Genomic DNA, 12,881 nt, shown 5'->3' with positions numbered 1-12,881 from the left:
TTATTCACCTCTGGCAACACTCGAATAATCATTCCAAAATTTTTGCGCAGCTATTTCTAGTCGCAGATCACACTGCAGACAACGTTGCGCCTCATCCGGTACTTGCGCCTCAGAATAACCCAGATCCATCGGATCAAAGCATTGGCAACGCTCCTCTGGCGCAACAATCTGTGTTTTCTTTCGCTTTCTATCACTCATGCCTTTAATTGCACCAATTCTCGGGCAAACCGCCTGCTCCGGTGAAAGATTTTCCTCAATATTGCCGTCCCCGCCGAGAAACCGGTCCATCTCTGAAGCAGCCAGGCGCGCCCCTGCTATGGCACGAATAACTGAATCTGTGCCTGTTACACAGTCTCCGGCTGCGAAAATACCGGGAATGCTTGAAGCACAGCTATTCGCTTCGACAACAATGCGGCTGCCACGACCAAGGGCTAACCCACAGCCCTCTACCAAATCAGGTCCTTGACCTACTGCAAAAATCACTGTATCAACCGGGAGTATCGTTTCGCTGCCAGGTATAAGATCAATGACACTCCTGCCATTCTCATCAAACTGGAAGCCTTTCACTTCTGCCATCCGCAGCCCGTTCACTTTACCGTCGCCGCTGCCGTTAATGGCGAGAAACGTTCGGCTGTTATGCACCAGCACTCCCTCTTCTTCAGCCCAGCGAAGCTCTTCAGGAGATGCGGTCATCTTATTTCGGCTTTCAAGGCAAGCCAGATGAACGGTTTCCGCGCCAAACCGTTTTGCGATTCCTGCACAGTCCAAGGCAACGTTTCCCCCACCCAGAATAATTACGTTCTTACCGACAGTCGGAGCCTCCCCCTCTGCCGTCTGGCGCAGAAATTCAATATTCGTATATACGCCTTCCAGCCCGGCGCCCTTCAGTGGCAGACGCGCTCCCTTATGAGCCCCTACGGCTACCAAAACAGCATCAAATCCTTCTGAGATCAGGGAGGCCGGAAATTCAATCCGAACACCGGTCTGTAATTTCACACCCAACTCCAGGATCATGCCGATTTCTCGGTCAACGATCTCCCGGGGAAGACGATACTGTGGAATCCCGTATTGCATCATACCGCCAGCCTTTTGGCGTTCTTCATAAATAGTTATCTCATGACCTAGCTTTGCAAGGTACATGGCAGCCGTCAGACCAGCAGGACCTGCACCAATAATAGCGACCTTTTTGCCAGTGGCCGATTTTTGGAAAGAACGAGTTTTCCAACTACCGTCATCATGCTCGCAGGCATGGCGTTTCAGGTCACGTATGGCCACCGGTTCATTGAGAAAATTACGTTTACACTCCAATTCGCAGCGATGGGTGCATATGTACCCGAGCGCGTGGGGAAACGGTACTTTTTCGCGCATGACGGCAGCCGCAGCCGGATAATTTTTTTCCCGTATGAACCGCAGATATTTGGGTATATCAATATGGGCAGGACAAGCCGCCCGGCATGGAACCAGGGCATCTGTACGGGACTTTCCAGTCATCTTCTGCGTAATGGCCTCGTGTTCACGAATAGCTCCTGTGGGGCATACCTCTACACAAGCACTGCAAAAGCGGCAATCTGCATCCTGCAGGGAATTACCATCTACTACAACCTGCAACCGGCCCTGAACCTTCTCAAAGCGGATAGCTCCCACACCCCGCATCTCTTCACATGCACGCACACATCTTCCACATAGAATACAGCGGGTCATTTCATGAAGAATAATCGGGTTCCTGACATCCTCAGCAATACGGATCGGGTTGGCCCGGAGGCGGCGCCCCGTATCTCCGACAAATTGGGAAATGGATTGGAACTGGCAGTGTCCGAATTTTGGACAGCCTGTACACTCACTTGGATGTGTTTTGAACATTAAATCAACAGAAAGCTTTCGTACGTTTTCAGCGAGAGCATCCTTACTGTCAATGACCATTCCTTCTTCCGCCTTTACAGCACAGGCAGCCACGACACCCTTTTTCCCTTCCTGACGCACCATGCAGAGTCGGCAGGAGGCAGTGTGACGAAGATTCTCATGGTAACAGAGGTTCGGGATATAGATACCGTTTGATAGTGCAGCTTCTAGAATCGTTCCACCTGTACGCACAGATACGGTCTTTCCGTCAATCACCAGTGTCACTTGTTCGTCCTTCATCGTTTATTCCTCTGCTCTCACATATTCAGCGGCACTTTCACCAGCAAAACGTCCCGTATTCAAGCAATAACCCATCGTGTTTCCGGGTAAAAGAAACATATAGCTGTCCCCGTAAATGGTACAGGTATCTGTACCGGCAGCGTACAGACCGGGTACAGGCAACCATTCCTTATCCAGCACTTCTGCTCTATCGTTTATTTTTATACCGCCAAGTGTGCCATACGCGCTGGGACGAAAGCATCCGGCATAGAAGGGTGCCTTCACAACAGGCTTCATATAAGTCTTGTTTTTGAAGAAGAGCTCATCACTTCTATCACACATATCGTTGTATTCATCAACTGTATCGAGCAAAGCCTCTGGAACGATCCCAAGTTTTTCAGCTAGCTCCTCAATGCTGTCTGCTTTGATAATGTCCGGATTGCCCTGAAGGATGTAATCCTCTACGACCTCATCAAAATCACTGACATCATCCGGGTCATGCACAAAGTTTATGACATCAAGACCATTGCGCTTATACCCCTTTAGAATAGTGGAATCAATAATGGAATAACCTACACGCCCTTTTTGAATAGCGATGGCGTTGCCGGTGAAGGTATTGTTCTGCATTTCTTCCTCATTAATAAAACGTTTGCCGAGTTGATTCACCATCAGGTTAGGTTGCATCAGTACGGCAGGCACACTATCCGGACCGGTATCCGAATGTGGCAGAATGTAGATCATTTCAACAGTCATATCGGTTGTCGCAGCCCCTGCCTCGCAGGCCATACGAATTCCGTCACCCTTGAGTCCGGGTATTGCAAAATTGAACATATCCTCCTTGTAGCTATAGCCGGTGCGCTCCTTAATCATCTCTGGATTATCACCTGCACCTCCCGTAGCTACAACAACAGCCTTGCATCGGAACTCAGTTTCTTCACCATCAGGCCCTCTGCCAATAACTGCGCAGACCTTGCCCTGTCCATCTGTAAGAATACGCTGAGCAGGGGATTCAAGATAAAACTCAACCCCATGCTCACGTGCGTATTCCATGATTGCTTTATTCATGATGGCACCGCCATTGCGGCCAATGCCACCGTTCACTGCTACGATATGCCAGGTCTGCTCAGATTTCGGAAAATATTTGTATGCGCCAGCAAACTGGACGCCCATCTCTTCTAGCCAGGTAATGGTATTGGCGGAATTTTCAAAATACCTTTTCACAAGAGTGGCATCTACGCGCCAATGCGTATATTCCATAAACATTTTGAAGGCCCGTTCTACACTGATATCTACCATCATGGATTTTTGCTGCCGCGTACCTATCCCCAGAGGTCCCATCCCCATATTTGCTGCGCCACCTACCGTACTGTTTTTCTCCAGCACTACTACCCTCGCTCCGTTCTCAGCAGCTTGCGCAGCGGCTGCCAATCCGGAAGGTCCTGCGGCAATTACAACTATTTCTGTCTCGATCCGTCTCATATAAAGTTCCTTTCCTAGAAACATTAATTTAAATACATCCTTAACCATTGCGCACTCCATTCCACCGCCTCATTTGCCAGCTCACGGAAGTTGATTGCATGGGTTTCTTTTGTATCTATGGGAAGTTCGTTATAACAGGCACTATTAAAAGCATCTTCTATATAGCCATGGTGCGCAGCTTGCATCTGCCGTATAAAGACTGGAACGCCTGCCCTGGACAAACGAATTGCATATTGTTCGCCTTCATAGCACAACGCATCACACTCGGCAAGTACTATAATGACCGGCGGCATATTAGTAATGAACCGTTCAGGCGCATGGAGCGGTGATACATAGGGTTCCTTCCGTTGCTCCTCACTTGAATATAGAAAAGTAAACGCTTTCATCAACTCTGGGGCCATATCGGACAAACAGCGCTCCTTCGCTGCCGGATCAGTTACGGCATCAAGATAGGGGTAATGCAAAATCTGGCAGCAAATAGAGTAGCGATCCTGTTCCCTTGCCTTCATTGATGCGGCTGTAGCAAGAGTCGCCCCTCCACTGAATCCCATAACTGCAAACCGTGAAGGGTCCATACTGAAGCTTTCAGCATTTTCGGCAAACCACTTCATTACTCCACAGACGTCATCTAGCGCTGCAGGGTAAGGATTCTCAGGAGCTTTGCGGTAATTTATCCCTACTACGTGACAGCCAATAAGAGTTCTGACTTCCTCGCACAGGTTATCATCCTTGGCAGCATCGCCAAGCACTAGCCCCCCGCCATGCAGCTCAAAAAGTACTGGCGAGTTTTGCCGCTGGGCACGATGCAACCAAACTTCAACACTGTGGCTTTCACCGCAAGGTATTTCCAGCCGCTCTCCATGAATATGCTGTGACAACAGGACCATTCTTTCAGATGCACGAATGGAGGGTATGATTTTAATGAAGCTTTGCAAGAAATCATCCATTTGATTTTCCTGTTTCTGTTCTGTTGAAACCTTCCCATACGGGATAACCCGTATACACTTTGGTTTCTTCTTCACCGTTCAGAGCACGCACAGTGCCTGCCGCAAGTGCCTCCATTTCAAAATCACCCCCGTACACCTTAACAGGTGCGATCCAGCCACAGTATAGCTCCACAAAACCTGTAAAATAGAGGTCATTGCTGACGCCGCCTGTGAGAATGATCCCGTCCACTTGGCCTTGAAGAACTGCTGCGCAAGCACCGACAGCTTTGCATAACTGATAAGCCATAGCATCATAAACAAGCTTCGCATAAGTATTTCCGCTAGCAATTATTTTTTTGATCTCCATGGTGTTATCTGTACCGAGATGACTGACTAGTCCTCCTGTCTTGCTGATCTTCTGGATCATTTCCTGATGGGTGTATTCACCGGAGAAGCACATATCAATAATGGGGACGGCAGGGACTGAGCCAGAACGATTCGGCGCCATAGGACCTTCTCCATTTAGTACATCATTGCCGTCTACCATTCTTCCCTTCTTATGGGCAGTAACAGATAGTCCCCCGCCCACATGCGCCACAATAAAGTTGCATTCCTCATACGGTCTGCGTAGTTCTTTGGCATACCGCATGGCGACTTCTTTCTGATTGAGCACATGTACTCTACTCTCTCGATAAATGCCCCTTATCCCTGTAAAACGGGCCAGCTCCTCATATTCGTCAACATCAGGCGGGTTGACCAAATATGCAGGTGCTCCGCCAAATTCATCCGAGAATGCTTGAATAAGCTGTGCGCCGAGAATTGCCGGATGCTTGACCGTTCTTCCCTCCCGGGAATGCTTAAGAATGGCTTCATTAATCGGATAAATGCCACCAACCATGCTTTCCAAACCTCCACTGTACGCAGCGTAAGCATCCATAGCAGTAAGGCTGATTTTAGCCTTATATAACTCCGATAGAATCGTCTCGCGCCGGTAAGGAAGTTGGTCGCCAATAGTTGCAAAGGTCTTTAGAACTGCCGGGTCATGGGCAACATTCGCTTTGAATACTTGTGTGTTGTTCTCAAAAACCGCCAATTTTGTTGAAGTAGAGCCTGGGCTGAGCGTAAAAATTTTATATATCCTTTCCATGTCTTCACAGTTCCTTTCCATGCTGTGCGCGTACAATTAGCATAATAATATTGCCCATCATTTCGGAAAGCGGAGCACTGCGGGAAAAATCGCAGATCGGCTGTGCAAAGCCTTGAAGTACAGGCCCATATGCATCGGCTTTACCAAAAAGCTGTATCAGCTTGACACCTATATTCCCGGCATGCAGATTTGGAAATATAAGCACATTTGCCTTGCCAGCGACATCACTTTCACGCTTCACTTTGTTTGCAGCCACCCCTGGGGATATAGCTGCATCAAGTTGAAATTCACCATCGATCTTCAAGTCCGGCACTCTGCCATGTACAATATCGATTGCCTTGCGGATAACATCAATACTCTCATGCTCCGTGCTGCCACATGTAGAAAAGGAAAGCATAGCAATACGAGGCTCCCAGCCGAGCAGCGTTTTGACAGTATATCCAGAGGATATGGCGATGTCAGCAAGTTCGTCAGCATCGGGAGCGGCATTCACCGCACAATCAGCTATAGCAAGCAGCTGACCTTCAGGACCCTCAAAGCCCGGCACATTCACAATACCAAGACTTGAAATGCTGCTAAAGCTTTCCTGCATCCCGATAATGCTTTGAGCCGCCACTATAACCTCAGCCGTAGTATACTCGCGTCCAGCAGCTGCACAATCAGCCCTGCCGGTCTTAACCAGCAGCATCGCACAGTTTACTGGATCTTTTGCCTTGCGCAGGACCGCTTTTCTGCTCAACTCATCAAAACGTGCTGTATATTCGTCAGCGAGTTCTTCTAACTGCTGCTCATTCGAATTATTGAAGAAACTGAATGCCTCAGTCGAAATTCCAAGTTCCACCGCACGCGCACTGATACTCTCTGAATTGCCAATTAGCACAGGTTGGCCTATCTTGCGTGCGACCACCTCCGCGGCGGCTTTCAAAATCATTTCATTATCACATTCCGGGAAAACCACCCTTTTGGGATGAAGACGTGCTTTTTGCTCGAGCGTTTCCAGCAGGCTCATTTATATACTCCTTCCATCTGCAGCTATGGCAAAGGCCACCGCGTAGTCTGTATCATAAGAAAGGGAAATTTTCACTTGCGCACATGAGCTTTGCAGCGCCCGTTTGGCGATTTCCCCATGCAGTATCACATTAGGCCGCCCTTCGGCATCATTAAGGATTTCAATCTCTTTGAGACTAACTCCCTCGCCACTGATAGCTAGAGACTTGAACACCGCTTCCTTGCCGGCAAACCGCGTTACATAGTAATAAAAAGGCTCCGGACGGCTTATAGCTTGCGCGATCTCATTCGGAGTATATGTTTTTTGTATAAATGGATCTTCCTGCACCAGCGTAATGGCTCGCAGATGAGAAAAATTCACGATATCTGTCCCCACACCGATCATCGGACTTTCCTCCATATCTAACGGTAGATATATTCACCAGATTGATAACGTGGCGGAATTACCGGTACCTGAAGGAAGGATTGATATTCCCCGCCAGTGCGAATGATGTGTCTGCCCTTATTGTCTGTGTCCCACGCTAGAGGCTCGAACCAACCCTCCCGGATATAGCGGCCTGCCACCTGCACCCGCAGTTTCTCACCTTTATGCCAGATCCGGCTGGAAGGTACAATTTCGATATCCACCGGAACTACCTCTCCCCCAGTGAGCTTCAGCTCACGTTCGTGAGAAAGCACAGGCTGATAGTGGGTACTAAGCTTTGAATCAAGCTCTCTGTGCGAAACACGAATCTTACCCCATGCTCCGGGATGCGGCTCATCCAGTACATGCCAGGGAATCCAATTGCCCTCTCCATCAGCCTTCTGAATATTAATGAAAAGATCCATGTCGTCATGCCCGGCTGCTTCAACATAAAGCCGTAAAAACATATAACCGGTCAGCTCAGTATCCTCTTTAATTTCCATATCAAAGATTGCTTCTCCACTGTCCGAGTCGTAAGTTGCTTCGGATGCGGCAGAAACAGGACCTTCTTGCATGCTCATGCTGGCCGCATCCAGGTAGTAACGTGTATATTGAGTTCGCTCCAGAGGAAATCCTTTTTCCTTGCGCTGTACCTGGTAATCACAATCGAAAGCATCCATAACATCAAGCCGGACACGGGGGGTTAATTCCCAGCCATTATGAATGTCTTTCAGGTAGCGGTCATAGAAGCGCTTCAGGTCCTCAAGATTGTAAGGATCATAAGCATCTGCCCATTCAAAATCGCGATGTACGCGCAGCCATTTCTGCTTCGTCTTAATTTTACGATAGCCCTGAATTGAACCACGCAGATGAAAATGACTCCAGCCGGCGGTACAGTAACACGGAATCGTAATCTTGCTGAAATCAGGAATTTTGTCACGCCAGTAACCGTTCATTAAAGGATATTTCCGTGCCATAGCCACTTGATCATCGACACCGCCATTCCCCGTAACCGAAGCTGCGATGAATTCATTGAAGCTAAGTGCTGGGATGCCCCCTTCATAAATTGCTTCCCGGTACACATCAGTCGTGCCTTCCCACGGGGCTATACAGGCGAGATGGGGAGGTTGATAAGCTGCTACACGATACTGGGTCATGGCTACACCAGAGTTTCCTCCCATACCCACTCGACCGTTACACCAGTATTGAACACCCAGCCATTCGATAAAATCATAGCCATCCTCACAATCCTGACGACTGAACATGCTTACATCACCTTCGGAATGACCTGCACCGCGAGTATCAACGTTGGCAACGGCGTAACCCATTCGGCACCAATACATAGGGTCCGGAGACTCGAACTTTGCGAGTTTGGATACGGTCTGCGGAGGAACGCCCATAATCTGCCACTCACTCATTCCTTCTCCTGGCCTTTTCCCGAAAAAACTCCAGGAAACTAGTGCAGGAATCTTGTCTATTCGGTTTTCCGGCATATATATATCACAGTAGATAGTCACCCCGTCACGCATTTTAACGGGTACGTCTTGCTGACAGATCACGCCTTCACCCGCAATGTATGTTCGTTGGTTGAAGGGAGGACAGAAACCTTGTCCCATTGCATCCATTGGATTTTCACTTGCAGAAAGATCAATATCCTGCTCTTTATTAACAGGCCGACGGGCCACACGGTAAATACTCTCAAGCTCTTCGCCCTGAAACATTTCTTTCTTTGTAAAAAATTTGTTCATTGTCCTTCTCCTTATCCGTTCTCGCAAATTTCCAGCACATAATCAACAGCCTCAGCGATGGTTTGTTTCCGGCGAAATTTCATATATGGAATTTCAACATTAAAAGCGTCCTCCAAGAAAGTAGTGATCTGCGAAAAATGCACAGATTTTGCCTGTAAATCACTCGTAAATGAAAGACTTTCCGACAAATCCTCCGGCTTCTTCCCGAATAAAGGCGAAGCTCTTTCCACCAGCTTCGCATAAATTTCTTCACGTAATTCCAATACAATCCCTCCTTGTTGAATACAGCTCATCACACATTTTCAAGCTAAAGTGTCATTTATTGCTGCATGTGATAATTTCAGTATATATAATGAGAGCGTTATCTCCCATGTACTGCAACTTAATCGTGATCGGTTATTTCAACAAAGTTTTGTAAAATTGCACAAAGGTTCCTAGTGCTATTGGAGGCTGTTCTCGTGAATCTTCAAAAGATCATCAGAAAACTTAGCGACTGTTGTCTTGCCTGGCCGGAAGAGGCATTACAAACCAAAGAGATTAACGAATTTGCTATCCTGCGACCCTACTCCGTATTCAAGACTGACACTGCCTATTTAGGCAAGCTTTCAGATATACCAAGGGACTTTCCAACAGACACCCCACTTTTCTGTATTCAGGATTGTGACGCATCTGTTGATTCTTATACTTGCCTTACCCTTCTGCCAAATGAACTGGATTTGCTGGATCTTTCAGAGAAAATCTCTACTATCCTTGCTCATGAGAATCGGCTTATTGAGCATATGCACACGCTTATCTCTGCACTTAACTCCAACAAAGGATTGCAGCACATGACGAATGAAGCCACCCGCATCTTTGGTAATCCGGTTATCATTGTTGATGCTGGCTATAAATTACTTGCTATGTGTCAAGCACCTATTCCCAGCCGACCTGATATTGAACAACAGAGACACTTAGGTTATGTCCTTGACCGAAATATTCAAAGCATGAAGAAATCCAATTTATACGAGCGGACCCGGATGGCTCTTTTTCCTTATTACTCTCGTGATCCCGAGACCAAGAACGGTTGGATTACAGCTTTTGTGTACGTCCACGGTATAGAATTTGCACAGGTTAGTGTTATGGAGCTTGATCGTGAATTTACTGATATTGATTTTGAACTAGTAAAATTTCTTTGCGAACTGGTTTCGGTAGAATTGCAGAAGAGTGATTTCTATAAATCCAATCAAGGAATGGTTCATAGCTTTCTGCTTACCGAACTCCTTACTGGTGATCTCTATGATGCTAATGTCATTGCAATGCGCTTGGCTCATATGGAGTGGCCGCTGTCCTCTAACTTGCGTGTGTTGACCTTAATTGACCAAAACAACGGTTTTTTTGAGGGAAAAGTTCAACTGGTCGCGCAGCATCTAAGTCAATTCCTGCCAAACAACCGTTGGATCGTTTTTCAAGGGCGCATTGTATTTCTAATCTCTCTCACCGATTCATCCCACGAAATAATTACTAAAGAAGAACGGATTCTGGAGTTTCTGCAAGTAAATAGTCTGACTGCTTCAATGAGTGATTCCTTCAGTCAATTAAATTTTTTGCGAAAATATTACAAACAATGTCTGGCTGCCATCGACTTAGGACTCCAACTTGACTTTAACAAGTCAATCTATGTGTATGAGGACTATCTCTGTGAGCATATTGGAAAAATCATATCTGAACATCATGATCTTGCTGATTTCTGTCATCCGGTTATTCAGAAGCTTATTGCTTATGACCATACCCACAAAACAAGTTTGCTGCCTACCCTTGAAGCCTATCTTCAGTATGTGGACACTCCAGCTCTTGCGGCAAAAGCACTTTTTATCCATAGAAACACTTTGTTCTATCGTATCAACAGGATCCGGGAGCTTTTCCAATTAGACTTAAGCAACGGTGATATTCGTCTCAAACTGCAATTGACATTTCATTTTCTGAACTTAAAATACGAAGTACATAAATAAAACTAATCTTCGAGGAATTTGTATGGACGTTCCAATTCAAAGAGAGGACTCGTCCCAGCAAACCTATATAACTTTATTCATAATCTGTAGAAGCTTTTACAGCACAAATAAAGGGCACCTTATACCGCCGGGCTCGGAACTTAAGCCTTAGCAGAAAGGTGCCCCCATTAATACTTCAGAGCAGATTACAGTGCGCTATCTTTAGCCATTGAAGCTAATTTTTCAGTCCTGTCAACGTGATTCCTTCTACGAAATATTTTTGACCAATCAGATAAAAAATGACACCCGGCGCAAAGGACATACACGTAGCCGCCATCGTCAGCGACCAGTCCTGCTTTAGTTGGCCTCTAAAGGCGGTTAGTCCCAAGGCTATCGTATACTTATCGCTTGAGTTTATGTAAATCATCTGTTGAAGTAGATCATTCCATAAACCGATAAAGATAAATAATGCGACGACGATCATCGCAGATTTAATGGCCGGCATAATAATGCTGAACAAAATGCGGTAATATCCAGCGCCATCGATCGTTGCTGCTTGATCAAGCTCTCTCGGTATAGACATGATAAACTGCCTGATCAAAAAGATATTAAAAGCCCCGCCACCACAGAAATAAGGCAAAATCAACGGCAGATAGCTGTCATGAATTCCTAAGCCTCTCGTCCACCCAATATATAGCGGAATAAGTGTAACCATGGCAGGTAGAAGCATCGAACCGACACAAAGAGCCCAAATCAATTTTTTGCCCCGAAAACGCAGTCTTGCAAAGGCATAACCGCATAAAGTCGCTGTAAAGGTTCCTGCCAGACAGGCGGGTACAATAATAATCATAGTGTTCCATAAATATTTCCAAAACTTAAAGATCTCTAGCGTTTCTGCATAGTTTGAAAACAACCAATTTCCTGGCAGCAGTGAAGGCGGATATTGGTATATCTCGGCATTCGACATGAGCGACGTGCGAAATATCCACCAGATTGGAAAGAGCACGAGTATAGTAAAAAAAATAACAACGACAAACGAGATCAGGTTCATCCATTGATTATTACGTTTTTTGCTCTTTAATCTTCCGTATGAGGCTACACTCATTTGTCATCGCCCCCTTCATTAAAGATCCATAGGTTGGAGGTTTTGAATAATACACCAGTAAAGCCTGCAAGAATAACAAAAATAACGGCTGTTGTCGCACAAGCATACCCCAATTTATAATTTACAAAAGCTTGATCATACATCAGATAAGTTAAAAAGCGTGAAGAATTACCCGGGCCCCCATTCGTTAATGAAAGAGCCGGCGTAACAATTTGGAGATTGGCAATCAAGCTCATTAGCAAATTGTAAAAGATAATGGGCGACATGCACGGTAAAGTGATATGCAAGAATCGTTTCCATCCATTCGCACCATCCATTTCAGCCGCTTCATGGTAGACGACCGGAACATTTTGCAGCCCAGCTAAGAAAATAACAATTAAGTTACCTGACAGCCAAACCGAAATCAAGGATAGGGATGGAATGACATAGCTGGAATCCGCGATAAAAGAAACTTTGTTCAAACCCATCTCAGAGAGAATAAAGTTAAAAAATCCAAAATTAGCTTCGTATAACCAGGACCATCCTACATATATTGCGGCTGCCGGCAAAACGTACGGTACATAGAACACAGCCCGGAAAAACCCTCTAGCCGGAATTTTACGATTCAGTAGCATCGCAATAAAAAGTGAATAAATCATGCCTCCAACTACCGATAAGACGGCAAAGTAGACCGTAGCGATAATAGAATCTTTAATATAAGGATCAGTGGTAAATAGATTAATATAATTCTCGAAGCCAACAAATTTGGGGTCTGAAAGTCCCGTCCAATTCGTTAAGCTGATCCCGAGCACCCCAATAAGAGGTAGATACGTTAGAAAGATCAGCCCAAGGAAGGCAGGGATCAATAATATATACGCGGCTCGTGCCTCACCTGCATGAATACGTGAACGACGTTTCGGAGATTTATTAATCATTTCCATCTCTATCTCCCCACCTGAAGATCATAATATGGCCGCCGCGTGTGTGAGCTTGGCAGCGGC

At 46.2% G+C, this 12,881-nt stretch carries 11 protein-coding genes; 1 reads left to right on the top strand and 10 read right to left on the bottom strand.

Annotation, left to right across the window (positions count from 1 at the left end):
- From MKY54_RS07605 to MKY54_RS07570, 8 genes are read right to left on the bottom strand one after another with little or no spacing between them, the layout of a single operon-like run.
- The gene (locus MKY54_RS07605) at positions 1-2,139 is read right to left on the bottom strand and encodes an FAD-dependent oxidoreductase (protein WP_081386478.1); all 2,139 of its coding nucleotides are present in this window, start codon (positions 2,137-2,139) and stop codon (positions 1-3) included.
- Between the two features lie 3 nt (positions 2,140-2,142).
- Positions 2,143-3,621 (bottom strand): FAD-dependent oxidoreductase, encoded by a 1,479-nt coding sequence (locus tag MKY54_RS07600; RefSeq protein WP_218642812.1) that lies wholly within the window; start codon positions 3,619-3,621, stop codon positions 2,143-2,145.
- Positions 3,621-4,544 carry an alpha/beta hydrolase gene (locus tag MKY54_RS07595; RefSeq protein WP_076125327.1) on the bottom strand — a complete coding sequence of 308 codons (924 nt, stop codon included), beginning with the start codon at positions 4,542-4,544 and terminating at the stop codon, positions 3,621-3,623. Before MKY54_RS07595 ends, MKY54_RS07600 begins: the two co-directional genes overlap by 1 nt.
- Positions 4,537-5,670 carry a butyrate kinase gene (gene buk / locus MKY54_RS07590; RefSeq protein WP_076193519.1) on the bottom strand — a complete coding sequence of 378 codons (1,134 nt, stop codon included), beginning with the start codon at positions 5,668-5,670 and terminating at the stop codon, positions 4,537-4,539. The genes MKY54_RS07595 and buk overlap by 8 nt, the downstream gene beginning before the upstream one ends.
- A 4-nt stretch (positions 5,671-5,674) precedes the next feature.
- The gene (locus MKY54_RS07585) at positions 5,675-6,679 is read right to left on the bottom strand and encodes a phosphate acyltransferase (RefSeq protein ID WP_076125330.1); all 1,005 of its coding nucleotides are present in this window, start codon (positions 6,677-6,679) and stop codon (positions 5,675-5,677) included.
- Positions 6,680-7,063 (bottom strand): holo-ACP synthase, encoded by a 384-nt coding sequence (locus MKY54_RS07580; protein WP_076125332.1) that lies wholly within the window; start codon positions 7,061-7,063, stop codon positions 6,680-6,682.
- A gap of 17 nt (positions 7,064-7,080) precedes the next feature.
- Complete coding sequence (locus MKY54_RS07575; RefSeq protein ID WP_076193524.1) at positions 7,081-8,829, bottom strand: CocE/NonD family hydrolase; 1,749 nt, start codon at positions 8,827-8,829, stop codon at positions 7,081-7,083.
- A gap of 11 nt (positions 8,830-8,840) precedes the next feature.
- Positions 8,841-9,092 (bottom strand): hypothetical protein, encoded by a 252-nt coding sequence (locus MKY54_RS07570; RefSeq protein WP_081386479.1) that lies wholly within the window; start codon positions 9,090-9,092, stop codon positions 8,841-8,843.
- Positions 9,093-9,287: 195 nt separating this feature from the next.
- Between MKY54_RS07570 and MKY54_RS07565 the strand changes: the two genes are divergently transcribed.
- Complete coding sequence (locus MKY54_RS07565; RefSeq protein ID WP_076193529.1) at positions 9,288-10,817, top strand: helix-turn-helix domain-containing protein; 1,530 nt, start codon at positions 9,288-9,290, stop codon at positions 10,815-10,817.
- A 214-nt stretch (positions 10,818-11,031) separates the two neighbouring features.
- On the opposite strand, the gene MKY54_RS07560 is transcribed toward MKY54_RS07565, so the two are convergent.
- Together MKY54_RS07560 and MKY54_RS07555 are read right to left on the bottom strand one after the other, a co-directional pair.
- Positions 11,032-11,901, bottom strand: a complete 870-nt coding sequence (locus tag MKY54_RS07560) for a carbohydrate ABC transporter permease (protein WP_076125340.1) — start codon at positions 11,899-11,901, stop codon at positions 11,032-11,034.
- Positions 11,898-12,821, bottom strand: a complete 924-nt coding sequence (locus MKY54_RS07555; RefSeq protein ID WP_076193532.1) for a sugar ABC transporter permease — start codon at positions 12,819-12,821, stop codon at positions 11,898-11,900. Before MKY54_RS07555 ends, MKY54_RS07560 begins: the two co-directional genes overlap by 4 nt.
- Between the last annotated feature and the right edge of the window lie 60 nt (positions 12,822-12,881).

The organism is Paenibacillus sp. FSL P2-0121 (assembly GCF_037975345.1).
Classification (GTDB): domain Bacteria; phylum Bacillota; class Bacilli; order Paenibacillales; family Paenibacillaceae; genus Paenibacillus_AQ; species Paenibacillus_AQ odorifer.
Note: the sequence above shows the minus strand (reverse complement) of the source record. Positions and strands in the feature narration are given on the sequence as shown.

What these genes read in the sequence shown, in the direction of transcription:
- MKY54_RS07605 (WP_081386478.1), bottom strand. Translation starts at nt 2,139, where the DNA reads ATGAAGGACGAACAAGTGACACTGGTGATTGACGGAAAGACCGTATCT.
- MKY54_RS07600 (WP_218642812.1), bottom strand. Translation starts at nt 3,621, where the DNA reads ATGTTTCTAGGAAAGGAACTTTATATGAGACGGATCGAGACAGAAATA.
- MKY54_RS07595 (WP_076125327.1), bottom strand. Translation starts at nt 4,544, where the DNA reads ATGGATGATTTCTTGCAAAGCTTCATTAAAATCATACCCTCCATTCGT.
- buk (WP_076193519.1), bottom strand. Translation starts at nt 5,670, where the DNA reads ATGGAAAGGATATATAAAATTTTTACGCTCAGCCCAGGCTCTACTTCA.
- MKY54_RS07585 (WP_076125330.1), bottom strand. Translation starts at nt 6,679, where the DNA reads ATGAGCCTGCTGGAAACGCTCGAGCAAAAAGCACGTCTTCATCCCAAA.
- MKY54_RS07580 (WP_076125332.1), bottom strand. Translation starts at nt 7,063, where the DNA reads ATGATCGGTGTGGGGACAGATATCGTGAATTTTTCTCATCTGCGAGCC.
- MKY54_RS07575 (WP_076193524.1), bottom strand. Translation starts at nt 8,829, where the DNA reads ATGAACAAATTTTTTACAAAGAAAGAAATGTTTCAGGGCGAAGAGCTT.
- MKY54_RS07560 (WP_076125340.1), bottom strand. Translation starts at nt 11,901, where the DNA reads ATGAGTGTAGCCTCATACGGAAGATTAAAGAGCAAAAAACGTAATAAT.
- MKY54_RS07555 (WP_076193532.1), bottom strand. Translation starts at nt 12,821, where the DNA reads ATGGAAATGATTAATAAATCTCCGAAACGTCGTTCACGTATTCATGCA.